Genomic DNA, 20,071 nt, shown 5'->3' with positions numbered 1-20,071 from the left:
CGGTTCAGGCCTCCGTACTGAGGAAGACGTTCTTGGTTTCGGTGAAGGCGGTGAGGGCGTCGGGTCCGAGTTCCCGGCCGAGGCCGGACTGCTTGTACCCGCCGAACGGGGTCCAGTAGCGGACCGCGGAGTGGGAGTTGACGGAGAGGTTCCCCGCCCGGACGGCTTGCGAGACCCGCAGCGCACGCCCCACGTCACGGGTCCAGAGGGAGCCCGCGAGGCCGTAGCGCGTCGCGTTGGCGAGCTGGACGGCGTCCGCCTCGTCCTCGAAGGGCAGCACGACCGCGACCGGCCCGAACACCTCCTCGGTGGCGACGGGCGCATCCGGCCGGGCATCGGTGAGGACGGTCGGCGGGAACCAGAATCCGGGGCCCTGGGGCGCGCTGCCCCGGATCGCGGCGGCGCCCCCGGGGACGTGACCGCGCACCCGGTCCAGCTGAGTGCGTGAGATGAGCGGGCCCATCTGCGTCTTCTCGTCGGACGGATCGCCCACGACGACGGCGGCGACGGCCGGGGCGAGCAGTTCCAGGAAGCGGTCGTACACGGATCGCTGGACGAGGATCCGGGTGCGGGCGCAGCAGTCCTGGCCGGCGTTGTCCAGGAAGGACATGGGGGCGGCGGCCGCCGCGGCTTCGATGTCGGCGTCGGCGAAGACGATGTTGGGGCTCTTGCCGCCGAGTTCGAGGGTGATCCGCTTCACGCGCTCGGCGCACTTGGCCATGATCTGCTTGCCGACCCGGGTGGAGCCGGTGAAGACGATCTTGGCGATGTCCGGGTGCTCGACCAGGGCGTTGCCCGCCTCGTCGCCCGCGCCCGGCAGCACCTGGAAGAGGTGTTCGGGCAGTCCGGCCTCCAGGGCCAGTCCGGCGAGCCGGAGCGCGGTCAGCGGGGTGGTCTCGGCGGGTTTGAGGATGACGGCGTTGCCCGCCGCGAGGGCCGGGGCCAGCGCCCAGGCGGCGATCGGCATGGGGAAGTTCCACGGTGCGATCACGCCGATGACGCCGAGGGGTTCGAGCAGGGTGATGTCGATGCCGCCGGGGACGGGGATCTGCCGGCCGCTCAGCCGTTCCACTCCCCCGGCGGCGAAGTCGAGCAGATCCCGGACGTTGCCCGCCTCCCAGCGGGCGTTGCCGATCGTGTGGCCCGCCTCGCGGACCTCCAGCCGGGCCAGCTCCTCGGTTCGGCCGTCCACGGCGACGGCGAACCGGCGCAGCAGCCGGGCCCGGTCGGCGGGGGCGAGCGCCGCCCAGGCCCGCTGGGCGGCCGCTCCCCGGGTGACTGCGGCGTCCACCTCGGCCGCAGTGGTGGCGGGCACGGTGGCGAGGAGTTCCTCCGTCGCCGGGTTCAGTACCTGGTGCTCACGGGTCAAGGAAGTCCTCACAAGCGTTCGAAAGAGCGTTTGATTTCCCAGTCGGTCACCGCTGCGTCGAAGGCGTCGAGTTCGACGCGTGCCATGTTGGCGTAGTGCGCGACGACTTCGTCGCCGAAGGCCGCCGCCGCGATCTCACTGCGCTCCCAGAGCCCGGCGGCCTCGCGCAGGGTGGTGGGGACGTGGTCGTACGCGCCCGTGTAGGCGTTGCCCTCGCAGGGCTCGGGCAGTTCGAGGCCGTGCTCGATGCCGTACAGGCCGGCGGCGACGAGTCCGGCGACGGCGAGGTACGGGTTGACGTCACCGCCGGGGAGCCGGTTCTCGAAGCGCAGGGACTGGCCGTGGCCGACGACCCGGAGCGCACAGGTGCGGTTGTCGGCGCCCCAGGCGACGGCGGTCGGGGCGAAGGAACCGGGCTGGAAGCGCTTGTAGGAGTTGATGTTCGGCGCGTAGAGGAGCGAGAAGTCGCGCAGGGCCGCGAGCTGGCCGGCCAGGAAGTGCCGCATCACCGGGGACATGGCACCGTCCTCGTCCGCCATCACGCTGCGTCCGGGGTCGTCGGTGGACCGGAGCGAGAGGTGGATGTGGCAGGAGTTGCCCTCGCGCTCGTTGAACTTGGCCATGAAGGTGAGCGCGACGCCTTCCTGCGCGGCGATCTCCTTGGCGCCCGTCTTGTAGACGGCGTGCTGGTCGCAGGTGACCAGGGCCTCGTCGTAGCGGAAGACGATCTCGTGCTGGCCGGGGTTGCACTCGCCCTTGGCCGACTCGACGGTGAGGCCCGCGCCCGCCATCTCGTTGCGGATGCGGCGCAGCAGGGGTTCGATGCGGCCGGTGCCGAGGACGGAGTAGTCGACGTTGTACTGGTTGACCGGGGTGAGGCCCCGGTAGCCGCGGTCCCAGGCCTGTTCGTAGGTGTCCTTGAAGACGATGAATTCGAGCTCGGTGCCGGCATGGGCGGTGCAGCCGTGCTCGGCGAGGCGTTCCAGCTGGCGGCGCAGTATCTGGCGGGGCGCGGCGGCGACGGGTGAGCCGTCGCTCCACGCGAGGTCGGCGGTGACCATCGCGGTGCTCTCGTTCCAGGGCACTCTGCGCAGGGTGGCGAGGTCGGGGTGCATGGCGAAGTCGCCGTAGCCCCGGTCCCAGGAGGACATGGCGTAACCGTCGACGGTGTTCATGTCGGTGTCGACGGCGAGGAGGTAGTTGCAGCCCTCGGTGCCGTGCGGCACTACCTCGTCGAGGAAGAAGGCGGCGGCGAAGCGTTTGCCCTGGAGCCGCCCCTGCATGTCGGGGAAGGCCAGGACCACGGTGTCGATCTCACCGCTGCCGACGAGGAGGCGGAGTTCCTCGACGGCGAGCGGGGCTGTTCGGTCGGACACGGATGGATCCTCTCCTCGCGGGCCGACAGATGATCCAAATCTATGGGCAGCGCAAGGGATTTGGATACGGTGCCGATGCGTTCCGCGTGCCGTGCGAGAGGGAGATCCGATGAACCGCCCGCTGATCGGGATCAGTACTTATCTGGAGGCCTCGGCGCGCTGGGGTGTCTGGGATCTGCCCGCGACACTGCTGCCCGCCGGTTACAGCCGTCTGGTCCGTGAGGCGGGCGGGCTGGCCGCGCTGCTTCCGCCGGACTCCCCGGATCTGGCGGCGTCGGTGGTGGCGCGGCTCGACGCGGTGGTGGTCGCGGGCGGGCCGGATGTGGACCCGGCGCGGTACGGGGCCCTGCGCGATCCGCGGACCGGGCCGCCCGCGCCGGAGCGCGACGCCTGGGAGAGCGCCCTGATCGGGGCCGCGCTGGAGTCCGGCACCCCGTTGCTCGGGATCTGCCGGGGGATGCAGCTGCTGAACGTGGCCCTCGGCGGCACGCTGACGCAGCATCTGGACGGGCACGCGGGCCCCGGCGGGGTGACGGGGGTGCTCGGCACGCACACGGTGACGCCGGTGCCGGGGACGCGGTACGCCCGCGTGGTCCCCGGCGACTGCGCCGTACCCACCTACCACCACCAGGCCGTGGACCGGCTCGGCGCGGGTCTGGTGGCGTCGGCGCACGCGGCGGACGGCACGGTGGAGGCGGTCGAGCTGCCCGGTCCCGGGTGGGTGCTCGGGGTGCAGTGGCATCCGGAGATGGGCGACGACGTACGGGTGATGGCGGCGCTGGTGGCGGCCGCGCGGCTACCTGAGCCGGTGATCGAGCCTGCCCCGTAGCCAGTCCAGGGCGGCCGCGCCCTGGGCCGCCTGGAAGGCCCGCAGCGTGGGCAGGCCCGGCGGGGCGGGGCGCAGTGAGTGCGCCACGAAGTAGCCGGTCAGGGCGGCGAGTACGGCCGTGACTCCCTCGGGGTCGGCGCCGCGGCCGAGCGGGTGGGCCGTGAAGACGGCCTCCGGGTCGGGGCCGCCCTGGGCCGCGACGCACGGCAGCATCGCGAGCAGGTCGAACCAGGGCGCGGCCCGCATCGCGTGGGGCCAGTCGACGAAGACGACCCGGTCCTCGGCCAGCAGGATGTTGTCGGCGCGCAGATCGGCGTGGACGAGGCTGTCGCCCGTGGCGGGCTCCGCCCAGCCGGACTCCAGTTCCGCGAGTGCGCCGAGATGACGTGCCGCCCAGGGGGCGAGGCGGGGGCTGCCCCCTGCCGCGTGCAGGGTCCGCCAGCCGGTGAACATCGAGGCCTCGCGCCGGGCGACGGGGGGCGCGTCGATCGGGGCGGGGGTGAGGAGCCGGGTGAGCGCGTCGACGGCGGCCAGGACGCGGTCCAGTTCGGCCGGGTCCCAGGGGACGGCGGGCTGACGGCCCTCGATGTCCTCCAGTACGAGTGCGACGCAGGTGCCGTCGTCGTACGAGCCGAGCAGCCGGGGCACGGGGGCGTGCGGCGGGAGGGCGGCGGTGTGGCGGGCCTCGGCGCGGTGCAGGTCCGGGGCGCCGGGGTTCACCTCGGCGCTCACCGCCTTGACGAAGGCGCGGCCGCCGTTCGCGAGCCGGACCCGTGCGGCGACGCCGGGCGAGAAGCCGCCGCTCTGGCTGCGGGCCTCGACCACGGGTGAGCCGAGGACGGACTCGACGGCGCGGCGCACGGCGGCGGGCAGGTCCGCCCACGCGTGGCGGACACCGGAGGCGGGCGGTGCGGTCGTGGTCATCCGCACATCCTTCCCGCTCGCCCGGTGTGCGGGCCAGTTCGTTTCGCGAGGAGCCTCGCCCCCCTCAGTCGCCCGGCCGGCCGGAGCGCGTCAGGGAGAGCAGGTCGCGGGCCGGGCCCGTGGGGCGGTGGCCCGATGGCCAGACCGCGCGCAGCTGGCGCCGCAGCCGGACCCCGGCGATCGGGATCTTGACCAGGCGCCGGGACGACAGCTCCTCGCCGAGGGCCAGTTCGCTCAGCACACACGGTCCCGCACCGCTCTCGGCGGCCCCCTTCACCGCGGTGGTCGAGGAGAGTTCCAGGAGCGGCTGGGCCAGTCCGCCGTGGACGGCGAGGGCGGCGTCCAGGACCTGGCGGGTGCCGGAGCCGTGCTCGCGCAGGATCAGCGGGGTACCGGCGAGTTCCTGTGGGGTCAGCGGGGTGCGGCGGCGGGCCCAGGCGTGGGACGGGGCGACCACGACGACCAGGCGGTCGTGGGCGATGACGGTCCCGTCGAGGCCCTCGGGCACCGACAGTCCCTCGACGAATCCCAGGTCCGCCTCGCCGCTCAGCAGCCGCCGGGCGACCGCCGACGAGTTGCCGGCGAGCAGCGAGACCGCGGTGTCCGGCCGTTCGGCACGCAGGGCGATCAGCCAGCCCGGGAGCAGGTACTCGGCGATGGTCATGGAGGCGGCGACCCGCAGCCGGGAGTCGCGGCGGTCCCGCAGCGCCTGGGCGCCCGCGTCGAACGCCTCGGCGGCCTCGACGACCCGGCGTGCCCAGTCGGTGACGAGCGCGCCCGCGTCGGTGAGGCGGGAGCCGCGGGGCGAGCGGTCGAGCAGGGCGAGGCCGAGCTGCCGTTCCATCGACCGGATGCGGCTGCTGGCGGCGGGCTGGGAGATGCCGACGTCGCGTGCGGCCCGCCCGAGGCTGCCGTGCCGGGCGACGGCGAGGAGCAGCTCCAGCGCGCCCAGATCGGGGACCCGGTGGGACAGGAGTGCGGGTACGTCGTCGGCCATAAACCCACCTTATGACCTCATAGGAAAGGACTCCCTGGTGGGGGACGGCCCCGGAACGAAGAATCGTGGCATGGCCATCTTTCCGCAGACCCACACCGCGTTCCCACCTTCCCGCACCGCGCGGCGCCCCGCGCTGCGGTACTTGGGCCCCAACTGGTACGCGGCCGTCATGGGCACCTCGATCGTCGCGAGCGCGGGCGCTGCCCTGCCGGTGCACATCCCCGGGCTGCGGGCGGTCTGCGCAGCGGTCTGGGTGCTCGCCGCGCTCATGCTCGCCGCAGTGCTCACGGCTCGCGCCGGGCACTGGGCCTCGCACCGCGACCAGGCCCGCGCCCATCTCCTCGACCCGGGTGTCGCCCCGTTCTACGGCTGTCTCTCGATGGCGCTGCTGGCCGTCGGCGGCGCCGGGATGGTGGTGGGCAAGGATGTCATCGGGCATCAGGCGGCCCTCGTACTGGACGTGGTGCTGTTCACCGCGGGCACCCTGACCGGGCTGTTCGTCGCGGTGGCGATCCCGTACCTGATGATGGTGCGCCACCGCCCGGAGCCCGGGACCGCGTCCCCGGTGTGGCTGCTGCCCGTGGTGGCGCCCATGGTCTCCGCGGCTCTCGGTCCGCTGCTGGTGCCGGAGCTGCCGGCGGGACAGTGGCGGGAGGCGCTGCTGCTGGCCTGCTACGCGATGTTCGGGCTGAGCCTGCTGGCGACGCTGGTGATGCTGCCGCTGATCTTCTCCCGGCTGGTCCACCAGGGTCCGCTGCCGCTCATGCTGACGCCCACGCTGTTCCTGGTGCTCGGCCCGCTGGGCCAGTCGACGACCGCGGTCAACGCGCTCGCCGATGTGGCACCGGGTGCGATCCAGGCCCCGTACGCCTCGGCGTTCGGCGCGTTCGCCGTGCTGTACGGGGTGCCGGTCATGGGCTTCGCACTGATGTGGCTGGCGCTGGCCGGCGCCATGGTGGTGCGGGCGATGCGGGCCGGAATGACGTTCGGCATGACGTGGTGGGGCTTCACCTTCCCCGTCGGTACCTGTGTCACCGGCGCCGCGGGCCTGGCCCGGCACACCGGTCTGACTGCGTACACCTGGCTGGCCGTCGCGCTCTACGTGCTGCTGGTGACGGCCTGGGCGGTGGCCGGCGTCCGCACGGTGCGCGGGCTGCTCAGCGGAGCGCTGCTCGCAGCGCCGCAGGGGCCCGCACCAGTGACGGCCCGTACCACGTGAGGAAACGCCCGTCGACGAGTGCGGCGGGCAGCGCCGGAAAGGCCTCGGGCCCGTCGGCGGCGGTGAACCGGTACGGCTCGTCCGGCAGCACGACCAGGTCGGCGCCGGCCCCGTTCAGTTCGTCGAGCGGGATACGGGGGTAGCGCTCGGCGTGGTCCGCGTAGGCGTTGGTCACGCCGAGCCGGGCCAGCAGGTCGCCGGCGAAGGTGTCGCGGCCCAGGACCATCCAGGGCTTGCGCCAGATGGGGACGACCGCGCGGCGCGGGGCGGACGGCGGTGGCAGGGCCGCCCAGGCGGCCTCGGCCTCGTCCAGCCAGCGGGGCCTCGGGAGGCCGCAGGCGCCGGTCAGGAGCCGGTCCAGCTCGGCAACGGCGTCGTCGAGGGTGCGGACGGTGGTGACGAGAACCTCGGTCCCGGCCTCCCGCAGTGCGGCGAGGTCGGGTTCCCGGTTCTCCTCCTCGTTGGCCACGACGAGGTCCGGGCGCAGGGCGAGGATCGCGGGCACGTCGGGGTTCTTGGTGCCCCCGACCCGGGCGGCGCGCAGCCCGGCGGGGTGGGTGCACCAGTCGGTGGCACCGACGAGCAGGCCGGGCGCGGTCTCGGCGACGGCCTCGGTGAGCGAGGGGACGAGGGAGACGACGCGCACGGGAAACACCTCCTGATCGGCGACGCGGCACGGGCGGGGACCGGGCCGGGTTCCCGGCCGCGGCGTGGATGCCCCGGCCGGATGCTCAGCGACGCGGGTCGAACGTCGCGTCGATGTGCTCGGCGACCGCGACGAACAGCAGCCGGGTACCGGGGACCGTGGCCCGCCAGCGGTGACGCACCCCGCCCGACAGGAACAGCGTGTCCCCGCGCTCCAGCCGGTACGCCTGGCCCTCGGCCTCCACCTCGGCGGCACCCTCCGCCACGTACATCACCTCGTCGTTGCGGTGCTGGAACTCGCGCCCCAGATCGAGCTCACCGGTGAATTCGAGGGCGCTGAGCTGATGACGTCCGCGCACCACCCTGCGTACACCGTCCTGCGGCCCGCCGCGCACGACGTCGACCGAGCGCGCCGAGTCGGCGGCGGCCCGCAGACGCGCGGTGGTGGTCTCCAGGGCGTCCGCGACCCGGTCCAGGGACCGGGCGCTGGGTCTGGCCCGCTCGTTCTCGATCTGGCTGAGGAACGGTACGGACAGGCCACTGCGCGTCGCGACCGCGGCCAGCGTGAGCCCCAGGGACCTGCGCTGTCGGCGGACCGCCGCGCCCACCCGGAGTGTTTCCTTGTCGTCCATGTCCGGCTCCCTCCCGACTCCCCATCCTTCCGGCTGCCAGCACCTTACGCACACGGTTACGCGAGGACGGCCGGTAATGAGACGTCCGGACAGCCCGGAAGGGGTGGGCACCGCCACCGGCGGTGCCCACCCCTTCCGGTGCCGCGCCCCCTGGCGGGGCCGCGACGGGGTTACTGCTGCGGAGCCATCTTGTCCGCGATGCCCGGGTTCTTGGCCATCCAGGACTTCACGGCTTCTTCCTCGTGTCCCGTACCGAGCTTCTGGATCTCGTTCTCCAGGCCGGCGAGCTGGTCCTCGCTCAGCTTGAAGTCCTTGAACCACTTGGTCAGCTGCGGGTAGTTCTTCGGGAAGTCCTTGGAGCCGATGGTGTGCAGGCGGTCGCCCTCACCGAAGGCCTTCCGGGGGTCCTGGAGCTTCGTCATCTTGTACTCGCTGTAGGCCCAGTGCGGGGTCCACAGGAGCACGGCGACGGGCTCCTTCTTGGCGTACGCGCGCTTCAGCTCGGCGAGCATGCCGGGCGTCGAGGAGTCGACGACCTTGTACTCCTTGTCGAGGCCGTACTTCGGCAGCACGTTCTTCTTGAGGTTCTCCATCGTGGCCGTGCCCGGCTCGATGCCGACGATCCGGCCCTTGAACTGGGAACTCTTGCCCTTGAGATCCGCCAGGGTCTTCACGTCCTTGACGTAGCCCGGCACCGCGACCTCGATCGAGGTGGGGCCGTACCAGGAGCCGATGTCCGTCAGCTTCGAGCCGTACTTGTCCCAGTAGTTCTTCTGGGTGTACGGCAGCCAGCCGTCGAACTGCACGTCGATCTGGCCGCGGGACATCGCGGTGTACATCGGACCGACCTCGAACTGCTTCAGGTTGATCTTGTAACCGCGGTCCTCCAGGACGGCCTTCCACAGGTACGTGGCGGCGATGTCCTCCTCCCACGGGAACCAGGCCATCTCGACGGCGCGCTCGCGCTCGTCCTTGCCGTTGGCATCCTTGGAGGTGGCGGCCTCGGCGACCGGGGCCGCCTTGTCGGCGACGCCCGGGTTGGCCTTGAGCCAGGTGCGGACGGCTTCCTGCTCCTTGCCGGATCCGCTCTTCTGGATCTGCGCCTCAAGACTGGTGAGCTGGTCCTCGGTCATCTTGAAGTTCTTCAGCCACTTGCCGACCTCGGGGTTCTCGTCGGAGAAGCCCTTGCGGGTCAGCGTGTGGATGCCGTCGCCCTTGCCCCAGAGGTTCTTGGGGTCCTTGAGCTTGGTCAGCTTGTACTGGTTGTACGCCCAGTGCGGCGACCAGAGCGGAACGACGATCGGTTCCTTCTTGGCGTACGAGCGCTTCAGCTCGGCCAGCATCGACGGCGTGGAGCCGTCGACGACCTTGTACTCCTTGTCCAGGCCGTAGCCCGGCAGGATCTTGTCCTTGAGCAGGCCCGTCTCACCGGCGCTCGGCTCGATGCCGACGATGCGGCCCTTGAAGTCGGACGCCTTGCCCTTGAGGTCGTCGAGCGAGTCGACGCCCTTCACGTACGAGGGGACGGCCAGCTCCAGGGAGGTGGGTCCGTACCAGGAGCCCATGTCCTCCAGGCGGTCCTTGTACTTCTTCCAGTACGCGGCGTGGGTGACCGGCAGCCAGGAGTCGGTCTCGAAGTCGATCTGGCCGTTGGCCATACCGGTGTACAGCGCGCCGGCCTCGTACTGCTTGACGTCGACCTTGAAGCCGCGCTGCTCCAGCAGTTCCTTCCAGAGGTACGTGGAGGCGATGCCCTCGTCCCACGGGATGTAACCCATGCTGATCGTCTTGCCGGCGCCGATGTTCTTCGGGTCGCTGCTCGCGGTGTCGTCCGACTTCGAGGAGCCGAACAGGCCCATGCCGCCGGCCACGAGAGCGAGGGCGACGATGCCGGCCACGGCGACGACGGGCTGCGGGCGGTAGTTCCACACCTTCAGTCCGCCGGTCACGGCCTGCGCCTTGGCGAGCGCGCGGCGGGCCAGCGGGGAGACCTCGCGGCCCAGGGCGCTGGTCATCCGGTCCAGGTACATGGCCAGGATGACGATGGAGATACCGGCCTCGAAGCCGAGACCGACATCCACGTTGCCGATGGCGCGGTAGACGGATCCACCGAGGCCCCCGCCGCCGACCATGCCGGCGATGACCACCATGGACAGGCCCAGCATGATGACCTGGTTGATGCCCGCCATGATCGTGGGCAGCGCGAGCGGCAGCTGCACCCGCAGCAGGGTGTTGCGCGAGGTGGTGCCGAAGGCCTCTGCCGCCTCGACGAGTTCACCGTCGACCTGGCGGATGCCGAGCTCGGTCATCCGGACGCCCGGGGGCAGCGCGAAGATGATGGTGGCGATGATGCCGGGGACCACGCCGACGCCGAAGAAGATGACGCCGGGGATCAGGTAGACCATGGCGGGCATGGTCTGCATGAAGTCGAGGACCGGACGGGTCACCGCGCTGACGGTCTTGGAGCGGGACGCCCAGATACCGAGCGGAACGGCCAGCACCAGCGTCACGATCGTCGCGACGAGCACCAGCGTGAGTGTGTCCATCGCTTCGTCCCACAACTCGACCGAGTCGATGAGGGCGAAGCCGACAAACGCGAGTACACCGGCGAGCAGTCCGCGCAGCCACCAGGCGATAACGGCGACGATGCCCGCGAAGAGCAGGGGGGCGGGCGCGGAGAGCACGGCGGCGATACCGTCGAACATGCCGCTGACCACGGAGCTGATGGCGTCGAAGAGCCAGGCGAGGTGGGTCTGGAGCCAGTCGACGGCGGAGTCGACCCAGTCGCCGAGGTGAAGCCTAAACACTGGCCACCTTCTTCAGCGAGGCCGCGGCGTCCTGGGGAGCCTCGGTGGGGGGCATCGGCTCACCGAGTACGGCGAGCAGCCGGGCCCGGGGCACGACGCCGACGAGCTTGCCCTTGTCGTCGGTCACGGCGACCGCGACACCGCTCTGCGAGCAGGGTGTGAACAGCTCGATGATCGGGGTGCCCTCGGTGACGGTGGCGGGGGCCTCCCGCAGGACGTCCTGCGGGGTGCGGAGTTCCTTGCCGTCGTCGGTCCTGGTGCCCATGACGGTGTGCGGCTCGGCCATGATCGCGCCTGCGGTCAGCACCCGGGAGCGGTCCACGTCCTGGGTGAAGGAGGCGACGTAGTCGTTGGCCGGGGTGACGAGGATGTCCTCGGCGGTGCCGAGCTGGACTATCTCCCCGTCGCGCATCACGGCGATACGGTCACCGAGGCGCATGGCCTCGTTGAGGTCGTGGGTGATGAAGACGATGGTCTTCTTCAGCCGCTTCTGCAGTTCCAGGAGCTGGTCCTGCATGTCGCGGCGGATCAGCGGGTCGAGTGCGCTGAAGGACTCGTCCATCAGGAGCAGGTCGGCGTCGGTGGCCAGTGCGCGGGCCAGGCCGACACGCTGCTGCATACCGCCGGACAGCTCGTCGGGCCAGGAGTTCTCCCAGCCCGCCAGGCCGGTCATCTCCAGGGCCTCCGTGGCGCGCCGGTTGCGCTCGTCGCGCGGCACACCCTGCACCTCCAGGCCGTAGCCGGCGTTCTCCAGCACGCTGCGGTGAGGGAAGAGCGCGAAGTGCTGGAACACCATGCTGATCTTGGTGGACCGGACATGGCGGAGCTCGGCGGGGGTCAGGGCGGTCAGGTCCTGGCCGTCGAACAGCACCTTCCCGGCGGTGGGCTCCAGCAGCCCGTTGAGCATCCGCAGCAAAGTGGACTTGCCGGACCCGGACAGCCCCATCACGACGAAGATCTGTCCCGGTTCCACGGTGAACGATGCGTCGATCACCGCTGCGGTCGTTCCCTCGGCGCGCAGCTCGTCACGGTCGGAACCGCTCTCGAGTTTCCGCACGGCTTGATCGGGTCGTCTGCCGAAGACCTTGTACAAGTGTTCGGCTTGCAGCCTTGACACATACACCTCACGCGTTGAACCGAAAACGGTCTGCCACCCCCTCCGGCAGACCGTGGAGCGCGCGGATTCGGTCCGCATGGCACGTGCACTAGTTGAAAATGCGACGTGGTCCGCTCCGATGCCGCGCCTGCCCCCGCTTACACAGGCCAAACACGAGAGTGATCCAGCTCACACAAAAGCGGTCCGGGATCGGGAACCGCGTCCTCGGCGGCCGCTGTCAGCAGGGTGCGGCATCATCAGGGGTGTGACGCGACGCCTGATGCTCCTCGACACCGCTTCCCTCTACTACCGCGCCTACTTCGGAGTCCCCGACTCGGTGCGCGCACCGGACGGCACCCCGGTCAACGCCGTGCGCGGACTGCTCGATTTCATCGGCCGGCTCGTGCAGGACCACCGGCCGGACGATCTGGTCGCGTGCATGGACGCGGACTGGCGGCCGCACTGGCGGGTCGAACTGATCCCCTCGTACAAGGCGCACCGGGTCGCGGTGGAGACCGCCGGCGGGCTGCCCGACGAGGAGGAGACGCCCGACACGCTGGCCCCGCAGGTGCCGATCATCGAGGACGTGCTCGATGCCCTGGGGATCGCACGGGTCGGTGTCGCGGAGTACGAGGCGGACGACGTGATCGGCACGCTGGCCGGCCTGGCGACCGGCCCGGTGGACATCGTCACGGGCGACCGGGACCTCTACCAGCTGGTGGACGACGCCCGCGGGGTACGGGTGCTCTACCCGCTGAAGGGCGTCGGTTCGCTCCAGGTGACGGACGAGGCCTGGCTGCGCGAGAAGTACGGGGTGGACGGCCCGGGCTACGTCGATCTGGCACTGCTGCGCGGCGACCCGAGCGACGGGCTGCCCGGCGTGCCCGGCATCGGCGAGAAGACGGCGGCGAAGCTGCTGGACGCCTTCGGCGATCTGGCCGGAATCATGGCGGCGGTGGACGACCCGGCCGCGAAGCTGACGCCGTCGCAACGCAAACGCCTCGACGAGGCCCGTGACTACGTGGCCGTCGCACCGACGGTGGTCCGGGTCGCCGGTGACGTACCGCTCCCGGAGTTCGACCCCGCGCTTCCCGCCGAGCCGCGCGACCCGGCGGCGCTCGAAGCCCTTGCGGACCAGTGGGGGCTGGGCGGCGCCCTGCAGCGCCTGCTCTCCACACTTCGGAACTGAGGTGTTAAGTTAGGTAACCCTAATACCGACCCTCCGGGGTCAGTGGTCCGGGCCATCCGAAACAGGGAGACAACCTCGTGGCAGAACGACCGGCGCGGCAGGCCCCCAAGGCACAGGGTGCGCAGGTCCTGCGCACCGAGCAGATCACCCCGCACATGATCCGGGTGGTGCTCGGCGGTGACGGTCTCGCGGATTTCGCGCTGTCCGGTTACAGCGATCACTACGTCAAGCTCTGCTTCGCCCCCGAGGGCGCCGAGTACGCGCACCCCTTCGACATGGCCCGCATCCGCGAGGAGTTCCCGCGCGAGCTGTGGCCCACCACCCGCACGTACACGGTGCGCTCCTGGGACCCGGCCACCCGGGAGATGGCCATCGACTTCGTGGTGCACGGCGACGAGGGCCTCGCGGGCCCGTGGGCGGCGCGCGCCGCGGCCGGTGACCCGGTGACCTTCCTGGGACCCGGCGGCGGTTACGGCCCGGACGCCTCGGCCGACTGGCATCTCCTGGTGGGCGACGAGAGCGCACTGCCGGCCATCGCCGCGGCGATGGAGCAGATGCCCGCCAACGCCGTGGTGCATGCCTTCATCGAGGTCGCGGACGGCACGGAGGAGCAGAAGATCGCGACGCCGGAGGGCGCCGAGGTGAACTGGCTGCACCGGGGCGACCGCCCGGTCGGTGAGGCACTCACCGCCGCCGTGAAGGAACTGGCGTTCCCGGCGGGCGAGGTGCAGGCGTTCGTCCACGGCGAGGCCGGCTTCGTCAAGGACATCCGCCGCCATCTGCGGCTGGACCGCGGCATCCCGCTGCCCCAGCTGTCGATCTCCGGCTACTGGCGCCTGGGCCAGAACGACGACGCCTGGCGCTCGGTCAAGCGCGAATGGAACGCACAGGTGGAGCGCGAGCAGGAGAACGCCGCGTAGACCGCGCCCGCGAAGTCCGGCTCAACGCCGCACCTCGATCGCCTGGCCCGCCGTCTCGGCATGTCCGGTCCGGGGTTCGAGACCCTGGCAGGCGCTGCTCCAACAGCATCTGTCAGGGTCTTTTCTTCTTCTCCCCCTCCCCGTCACCTCGTGCGTTCGGGGTCGAGGACGATCTCCTGCTCGTCCAGGTCCTGCCAGCCCTGCGGGACCTCGCCGGTCTCATGGAAGGACTTCCACTCCTCGATGCCGCTGATGGTGGCGTCACCGAGCTCCTTGCGGAAACCCCTGATCCATGCGAGCTGCGCCTCGATCATGTGGACCTGGTACTCGGTCTCCACGACGAAGACCCGGGGAAGGGCGTCGCCCAGCCGGCCGAGCACCCCCCGGAGCGCCGCCGACTGCACGGCCAGCGCCTGCTCCCGGTCCGAGAGGAGCTCGGCCACCTCGTCCGGCGGCAGGACGGGAAGCAGCGACAGAGCCGTGTCGAAGACGGGGAACTCGGCGGCCGGGACCGCGATCAGGTCGGACAGCCAGTCCAGCATCTCGGCCCGCCCGGCCTCCGTGATGCCGTAGAGCGTGCGCTCGGGGCGGTTGCCCTGCCGCTGTACGCCCGTGACCTCCACGTAGCCGTGCTTCTCCAGGTTCTGGACCACGGTGTAGAGCGAACCGAAATTGATCTTGACGCTGTGCTGCTTGCCGCGACGGCGCAGGGTCTGGGCGATCTCGTACGGGTGCATGGACCGCTCGGCGAGCAGCATCACCGTGAGGGCCAGAGGATTGCTGAGCTTGCGCCGCTTGGCCACCGCCCCCGCCACCCTTCCCTCGCCGTCGAATACTCGTAGCCGAACATATCGCGACTCTCCGGAACACATTAATCACGATATATCGCGAAATCCGGAAGACGTGGAAGGATTTCCCCCGCCGACCAATCCGCACCGCAACCGGCTCCGAATCACCCCTGGAGACCGTTGACCGCCCCGGGAGGAAGCCCGCGTGAAAGAAGCCGTGCACATCAGCGGACTGGCCTCGGCCGGGCCCGACCTCCAGGAGCTCCTGGGAATGGTCGCCCGGGGTGATCAGGACGCTTTCGCTCAGGTGTACGAAGCGGTCTGCGGTCCGGTGCTCGGGCTGGTGAGAAGCGTCCTGCGCGACCCCGCCCAGTCGGAGGAGGTCGCACAGGAGGTGCTGGTGGAGGTGTGGCGCACCGCGCCGCGCTTCCAGGCGGCCCGCGGCAGTGCCATGAACTGGGTGCTGACCCTGGCCCACCACCGGGCCGTGGACCGGGTGCGCTCGGTGGAGGCGACGACGGCCCGTGAGCACAAGGCCGCGCTGCTCGACCGCACCCCCGCCTTCGACGAAGTCACCGAACAGGTCGAGAGCCGGCTGGAGCGGGAGCAGGTCCGCCGCTGCATGCGGACCCTCTCGGAGCTGCAACGGGAGTCCGTCACGCTGGCGTACTACCGCGGACTGACCTATCGCGAGGTAGGGGAACTGCTGGCGGTGCCGCTCGGAACGATCAAGACTCGACTGCGCGACGGACTGATCCGGCTGCGCGACTGCCTCGGGGTGAGCTCATGAGCGACGCCGGACTTCACACACTGACCGGGGCCTACGCCCTGCACGCGCTGCCGGAGACCGAACGCCGGGAGTTCGAACGCCACCTGGGCGACTGCGAGGCCTGCTCCGTGGAGGTACGGGAGCTGTCGGAGACGGCGACCCGGCTCGGCCTCGCGGTGGCGGCCACGCCCTCGCGGGACCTGCGTGAGCGGGTGCTGCGGGAGATCGCGACCGTACGCCAGGAGTCGCCGTCCACCGGCCGGCGGGCCCGTTCCGGCGGGGGCACCGGCCGGGACGGCACGGGCCGGGCCGGGCGGTTGTCGAGGTTCGCGCTGGCCGCCTGCCTCGCCGCGGCGGCCGGCTTCGGCGGCATCGCCGTCTGGCAGCACCAGGAGGCGCAGGACGCCCGGTCCGACGCCCGCGCCGCCCAGCAGCGGAGCCGGCAGGTGGCCGAGGTCATCTCGGCCCCCGACGCCCGGTCCGATTCGGCCACGCTGAGCGACGGGGTGAAGGGCACCGTGGTGGTCTCCAGGAGCCAGGACCGGGCCGTGTTCCTCGCCTCGGGGCTGGCGCAGGCACCCGGCGGCAAGGTCTACCAGCTGTGGTTCGACGACGGCGGCACGATGCGTTCCGCAGGGCTGATGCAGGCGACCGGCCCCTCGTCGACGACGTACGCGACCCTGCTCGACGGGCCGGTGGACGGCGCCACGGGCATGGGCATCACGGTCGAGCCGGCGGGCGGGTCGAAGCAGCCGACCTCCACTCCCCTGGCGCTGATGAAGCTGCCGTCGGCATGAGGTGGTGGCCTGCGGCAGGTTGTCCGCAACGGCGCGTTCCGGACAACCTGCCGCGGGCAGCATGAGCCGCGCCACGACGGGCACATGTCGCGAGCGGGACCGCCGGCCGCCTCGCGGCGAAGGTCCCGCCCCCGGACGTGGTGGTCACGGCGCTCGCCCCGGGTCGGGTCGTCCCGGCGGGCCGAGACCACTGCGCGGTGCTCGCCCCGTACCTCCGCCGTTGGGAGGCGATGGAGGTACGGGGCCCACTGCACCCCAGGGCCGTGGGCTTCAGCCCCGGCGCGGCGGCCGGGGGAAGAAGCCGCTGGTCCTGGCGGTGTACGCGGCGAAGCCGGGGCGCTGGGCCATATGCCGTTCCAGCAGGGCCTTTCCGCTGCCGCCGATGAGCAGAAAGCTCATCAGCGCGGGCGCCACGACCGTGGCCGCGGCAGCCGCCGGAGCCTCGCAGACGATCAGGAACAGGCCCCACCACACGCAGAAATCGCCGAAGTAGTTCGGATGCCGGGTCCAGGACCACAGCCCCCGGTCCATGATCCGCCCGCGGTTGGCCGGATCCGCCTTGAACCGGGCCAGCTGGTGGTCCCCCACCGCCTCGAAGCCGAGTCCGACCGCCCAGAGCGCGGCACCGGCCCAGGCCCAGGCTCCGGCCGGCCCCATGACGTACCCGGCCGCCTGCACCGGCAGTGAGATCAGCCAGACCAGGGCCCCCTGGAGCAGGTACACCTTCCGCAGGGCGTACAGCGCGGGGCTCCCCGGCGCCTTGGCCAGCATCGCCTCGTAGCGTGGGTCCTCGCCGTGGCCCCTTCCCCGCCGGGCGATGTGCCAGGCCAGGCGCAGCCCCCACACCGCCGTCAGCACGGTGACCAGAAGCCGTCGGGTGCCGTCTCCCCCGCCGCCGGCCGACATCGCGTAGGAGACGAGTGCGACGGCCGTGAACCCCAGGCCCCAGGCGGTGTCCACGACCCGGTGCACGCCCCTGTACAGAGCGACGACGAACGTGCCGAGCAGGACGGCGAGGGCGGCGCCCGCACTGGGCGCGAGGCCCTCGGCGAACGCCGCCCATCCGAAGCCGTTCACCCGGTGCCCCCGGCCGTCGCGCCGTCGCGGACGACCGGTTCCGCCGCCGGTTGCGCGTACCAGCCGCGCCGGGTGGCGGGCATCGCGGCCGCACCGGTCTCCTCCGGCCGTACGGAGAGGATCTGGTCCACGCCCATCCGCCGCTCCTCGAAGGCGAGGGCGCCACCGGCCAGGTAGAGCCGCCACACCCGTACGGTCTCCTCCCCGACCAGGTCCACGAACTCCCGCTGGTTCCGCTCCAGAGTGCGCCGCCACGCCTCGACGGTCCGGACGTAGTGCTCGCGCAGCGCCTCGACGTCACGTACTTCGAGTCCGGCGCTCTCCAGCAGTGCGACCGTCTCCCCGAGCGGGCGCATGTGCATGTCGGGCGCGATGTACGACTCGACGAACGCGCCGCCGCCCGGTGCGTCGCGGCCCCGGGACATCTGCTGGACCAGCACCCGCCCGCGCGGTCGGACCATGGCGTGCAGGGTCGCGGTGAAGGCGGGGTACTCCGCGTCCCCCACGTGCTCGCCCATCTCGACGGTGGACACCGCGTCGTAACCGCCCTCGTGCCCCGGTGCCCGGTCGATGTCCCGGTAGTCGCAGCAGCGGACCTCGACCAGGTCGCCCAGGTTCCGTTCGGCCACCTGTGCGCGGACGTGGGCGGCCTGTTCCCGGGCGAGGGTGACGGCGGTGACCCGGACTCCGTGCCGCTGTGCGGCGTACAGGGTCAGCGATCCCCAGCCGCAGCCGATGTCGAGCAGGCGGGCTCCGGGGCGCAGGTCCAGCTTGCGGCAGATCAGTTCGAGCTTGTCGCGCTGGGCGTCGGCGGGTCCGTAACCGGGGGCGTCGCTGGTCCAGTAGCCGCAGGAGTAGGCCATCGTCTCGTCGAGGAGCAGGGCGTAGAAGGCGTTGGAGAGGTCGTAGTGGTGGCTGATGGCGGCCCGGTCGCGGGACTTGCTGTGCAGGACGCCGTGGAGTCCCGCGCGGGCGGCGGGAACCGGCGGCCGGGGCCCCACCGCGCCCAGGCGCAGTGCGGTGCCGGCGGCCCGCAGCCGGTCGCCGATGCCGGGACGCGGCGGGCGCAGCCCGCGCTCGCGTACGGCGTGACGCATCGCCCGCAGCCCTTCGGCCAGGTCTCCCTCGACCTCCACGTCACCGGTGATGTACGCCTCGGCGAGGCCGAGTTCGCCCGGCGCCCAGAGCAGCCGGCGCAGCGCCCGCCGGGACCGGACGTGGACCAGAGGGCCGTCTGCGGCCCCGGTCTCGCTGCCGTCCCACATCCGTACCCTGACCGGGAGCGTGCCGCCGAGCAGTTGCTCGACGAGGGGTTCCAGTCGCTGGGCCGCGCCGGTCGTGGCCTGCTTGCCGGTAAGTGTCATCACGCCGTTTCCTGACGGGTCAGCAGCAGTTGCCGCACATGGAGGTAGCCGGAGCGGAATCCCGCCTCGGAGTAGGCCAGATAGAAGGTCCACATGCGGCGGAAGGTCGCGTCGAAGCCGAGTGCGTCGACTTCCGCGGTCCGCTCGGCGAACCGTTCCCGCCACAGCCGCAGCGTCTCGGCGTAGTGCGTGCCGAAGTCGTCGCAGCGGTCGATGCGCAGGCCGGTGTGCTCGGCCGCGACCTCTGCCATGGCCTCGACGGACGGCAGGAGTCCGCCGGGGAAGATGTACTTGTGGATCCAGGTGAAGGTGGTGCGGGAGGCGCGCATCCGGTCGTCCGGCATGGTGATGGCCTGGAGGGCGATGCGGCCGCCGGGGGCCAGCCGCTCCTCCAGGGTGCGGAAGTAGACCGGCCAGTACTCCGCGCCGACCGCCTCGATCATCTCGACGCTGACCACCGCGTCGTACTGCCCGTGAATGCTGCGGTAGTCGCAGAGCCGGACGTCGACCCGGTCCTGGTACCCGGCCTCGCTGATCCTGCGGCGGGCCAGGTCCCGCTGTTCGGCGGAGAGCGTGACGGAGACGACGCGGGCCCCGCGGGCGGCGGCCCGGATCGCCAGCTCTCCCCAGCCGGTGCCGATCTCCAGGAGCTCGGTGCCGGGTCCGACGCCGGCCAGGTCGAGCAGCCGGTCGATCTTGCGGTGCTGGGCGGCGGGCAGTGCCTCGGGGTCCGCGGGAAAGCTGCGGAAGACGGCGGACGAGTAGCTGAGGGTCTCGTCGAGGAAGAGTGCGAAGAGCTCGTTGGACAGGTCGTAGTGGTGGCTGATGTTGTCCCGGGCGCCTTCGGGTGTGCCCCGTTGCTCCGCGGGCCGGCGCCCTGCCCACAGTCCGCGCAGCCGCTGGAGGGGCTGCGGGATCAGCGTCGCCACCTGGTCGGCGAGGACCGTCAGGACGCCCACCGGGTCGGGTGAGTCCCATTCGCCCGCCATGTACGACTCGCCGAAACCGATCAGGCCGTTCACCCCGATTCTGCGGAAGAAGGCGGCGGGGTCGCGGACGTCCATCAGGGGGCCGCCGAGGCCGATGTCCTGCTGTCCGGCGAGGCGGGCGCGGAGCGGGAGCCGGGCCAGCGCGTGGCGGACGAGCCGTTCGGCGACGGCGGTCCGCAGCCGGGACGCGCGTGGCGGCCGGGCGACATCGGGCCAGCGCTCGGGGTCGGTGGCCGGGGCGGGCACCGGGAGCAAGGCGGCGGGGGACGGGGCGGCCACCGGGG

At 71.6% G+C, this 20,071-nt stretch carries 18 protein-coding genes; 6 read left to right on the top strand and 12 right to left on the bottom strand.

Annotated features, from left to right (window positions below; genetic code table 11):
• Positions 1-4: 4 nt before the first annotated feature.
• Positions 5-1,369: an aldehyde dehydrogenase family protein gene (locus OG322_RS31485; RefSeq protein WP_329307289.1), complete on the bottom strand. Its 1,365-nt coding sequence runs from the start codon at positions 1,367-1,369 to the stop codon at positions 5-7.
• A gap of 8 nt (positions 1,370-1,377) precedes the next feature.
• Positions 1,378-2,745: a glutamine synthetase family protein gene (locus tag OG322_RS31480; RefSeq protein ID WP_123468603.1), complete on the bottom strand. Its 1,368-nt coding sequence runs from the start codon at positions 2,743-2,745 to the stop codon at positions 1,378-1,380.
• Between the two features lie 109 nt (positions 2,746-2,854).
• On the opposite strand from OG322_RS31480, the gene OG322_RS31475 reads away from it, so the two are divergent.
• Positions 2,855-3,574, top strand: a complete 720-nt coding sequence (locus OG322_RS31475; RefSeq protein ID WP_123468605.1) for a gamma-glutamyl-gamma-aminobutyrate hydrolase family protein — start codon at positions 2,855-2,857, stop codon at positions 3,572-3,574.
• Here the strand turns inward: OG322_RS31475 and OG322_RS31470 are convergent.
• Positions 3,542-4,498 (bottom strand): aminoglycoside phosphotransferase family protein, encoded by a 957-nt coding sequence (locus OG322_RS31470; RefSeq protein WP_124286512.1) that lies wholly within the window; start codon positions 4,496-4,498, stop codon positions 3,542-3,544. The genes OG322_RS31475 and OG322_RS31470 overlap by 33 nt on opposite strands.
• A gap of 64 nt (positions 4,499-4,562) precedes the next feature.
• Positions 4,563-5,495, bottom strand: a complete 933-nt coding sequence (locus OG322_RS31465) for a LysR family transcriptional regulator (RefSeq protein ID WP_124286511.1) — start codon at positions 5,493-5,495, stop codon at positions 4,563-4,565.
• A gap of 70 nt (positions 5,496-5,565) precedes the next feature.
• On the opposite strand from OG322_RS31465, the gene OG322_RS31460 reads away from it, so the two are divergent.
• Entirely contained in the window at positions 5,566-6,714 is a 1,149-nt protein-coding gene (locus OG322_RS31460; RefSeq protein ID WP_123468611.1) for a TDT family transporter, read from the top strand.
• Here OG322_RS31460 and OG322_RS31455 read toward each other — a convergent pair.
• The 4 genes from OG322_RS31455 to OG322_RS31440 form a co-directional block, all read right to left on the bottom strand.
• Positions 6,653-7,360, bottom strand: coding sequence for a helical backbone metal receptor (locus OG322_RS31455; RefSeq protein WP_123468613.1), 708 nt, complete (start codon positions 7,358-7,360; stop codon positions 6,653-6,655). The genes OG322_RS31460 and OG322_RS31455 overlap by 62 nt on opposite strands.
• 85 nt (positions 7,361-7,445) lie before the next feature.
• Entirely contained in the window at positions 7,446-7,991 is a 546-nt protein-coding gene (locus tag OG322_RS31450) for a helix-turn-helix transcriptional regulator (protein WP_123468615.1), read from the bottom strand.
• Positions 7,992-8,161: 170 nt separating this feature from the next.
• Positions 8,162-10,798, bottom strand: coding sequence for an ABC transporter permease/substrate binding protein (locus OG322_RS31445; protein ID WP_266412397.1), 2,637 nt, complete (start codon positions 10,796-10,798; stop codon positions 8,162-8,164).
• Positions 10,791-11,855 carry a quaternary amine ABC transporter ATP-binding protein gene (locus OG322_RS31440; RefSeq protein WP_123469751.1) on the bottom strand — a complete coding sequence of 355 codons (1,065 nt, stop codon included), beginning with the start codon at positions 11,853-11,855 and terminating at the stop codon, positions 10,791-10,793. Before OG322_RS31440 ends, OG322_RS31445 begins: the two co-directional genes overlap by 8 nt.
• 319 nt (positions 11,856-12,174) lie before the next feature.
• Between OG322_RS31440 and OG322_RS31435 the strand changes: the two genes are divergently transcribed.
• Together OG322_RS31435 and OG322_RS31430 are read left to right on the top strand one after the other, a co-directional pair.
• Positions 12,175-13,083, top strand: coding sequence for a 5'-3' exonuclease (locus tag OG322_RS31435; protein ID WP_123468619.1), 909 nt, complete (start codon positions 12,175-12,177; stop codon positions 13,081-13,083).
• 77 nt (positions 13,084-13,160) lie between these two features.
• On the top strand, positions 13,161-14,003 hold the full coding sequence (locus OG322_RS31430) for a siderophore-interacting protein (RefSeq protein ID WP_123468621.1): 843 nt from the start codon (positions 13,161-13,163) through the stop codon (positions 14,001-14,003).
• A gap of 143 nt (positions 14,004-14,146) precedes the next feature.
• Here the strand turns inward: OG322_RS31430 and OG322_RS31425 are convergent, their stop codons facing one another.
• A complete protein-coding gene (locus OG322_RS31425) occupies positions 14,147-14,806 on the bottom strand; it encodes a PadR family transcriptional regulator (protein WP_124286507.1) in 660 nt (219 codons plus the stop codon).
• A gap of 190 nt (positions 14,807-14,996) precedes the next feature.
• Between OG322_RS31425 and OG322_RS31420 the strand changes: the two genes are divergently transcribed.
• On the top strand, positions 14,997-15,581 hold the full coding sequence (locus tag OG322_RS31420) for a sigma-70 family RNA polymerase sigma factor (RefSeq protein WP_124286506.1): 585 nt from the start codon (positions 14,997-14,999) through the stop codon (positions 15,579-15,581).
• Positions 15,578-16,357, top strand: a complete 780-nt coding sequence (locus OG322_RS31415) for an anti-sigma factor (RefSeq protein WP_123468629.1) — start codon at positions 15,578-15,580, stop codon at positions 16,355-16,357. Before OG322_RS31420 ends, OG322_RS31415 begins: the two co-directional genes overlap by 4 nt.
• A 270-nt stretch (positions 16,358-16,627) precedes the next feature.
• On the opposite strand, the gene OG322_RS31410 is transcribed toward OG322_RS31415, so the two are convergent.
• From OG322_RS31410 to OG322_RS31400, 3 genes are read right to left on the bottom strand one after another with little or no spacing between them, the layout of a single operon-like run.
• Positions 16,628-17,434, bottom strand: coding sequence for a DUF1295 domain-containing protein (locus tag OG322_RS31410; RefSeq protein ID WP_123468636.1), 807 nt, complete (start codon positions 17,432-17,434; stop codon positions 16,628-16,630).
• Positions 17,431-18,798, bottom strand: coding sequence for an SAM-dependent methyltransferase (locus OG322_RS31405; protein WP_123468639.1), 1,368 nt, complete (start codon positions 18,796-18,798; stop codon positions 17,431-17,433). Before OG322_RS31405 ends, OG322_RS31410 begins: the two co-directional genes overlap by 4 nt.
• Entirely contained in the window at positions 18,798-20,066 is a 1,269-nt protein-coding gene (locus OG322_RS31400) for a class I SAM-dependent methyltransferase (RefSeq protein ID WP_443066602.1), read from the bottom strand. Before OG322_RS31400 ends, OG322_RS31405 begins: the two co-directional genes overlap by 1 nt.
• Between the last annotated feature and the right edge of the window lie 5 nt (positions 20,067-20,071).

The organism is Streptomyces sp. NBC_01260 (assembly GCF_036226405.1).
GTDB lineage: Bacteria > Actinomycetota > Actinomycetes > Streptomycetales > Streptomycetaceae > Streptomyces > Streptomyces laculatispora.
This window is presented reverse-complemented; position numbering and strand designations above follow the sequence as displayed.

Coding starts and splice junctions, on each gene's coding strand:
- OG322_RS31475 (WP_123468605.1), top strand. CDS start 2,855: ATGAACCGCCCGCTGATCGGGATCAGTACTTATCTGGAGGCCTCGGCG.
- OG322_RS31470 (WP_124286512.1), bottom strand. CDS start 4,498: ATGACCACGACCGCACCGCCCGCCTCCGGTGTCCGCCACGCGTGGGCG.
- OG322_RS31465 (WP_124286511.1), bottom strand. CDS start 5,495: ATGGCCGACGACGTACCCGCACTCCTGTCCCACCGGGTCCCCGATCTG.
- OG322_RS31460 (WP_123468611.1), top strand. CDS start 5,566: ATGGCCATCTTTCCGCAGACCCACACCGCGTTCCCACCTTCCCGCACC.
- OG322_RS31450 (WP_123468615.1), bottom strand. CDS start 7,991: ATGGACGACAAGGAAACACTCCGGGTGGGCGCGGCGGTCCGCCGACAG.
- OG322_RS31435 (WP_123468619.1), top strand. CDS start 12,175: ATGCTCCTCGACACCGCTTCCCTCTACTACCGCGCCTACTTCGGAGTC.
- OG322_RS31415 (WP_123468629.1), top strand. CDS start 15,578: ATGAGCGACGCCGGACTTCACACACTGACCGGGGCCTACGCCCTGCAC.
- OG322_RS31405 (WP_123468639.1), bottom strand. CDS start 18,798: ATGACACTTACCGGCAAGCAGGCCACGACCGGCGCGGCCCAGCGACTG.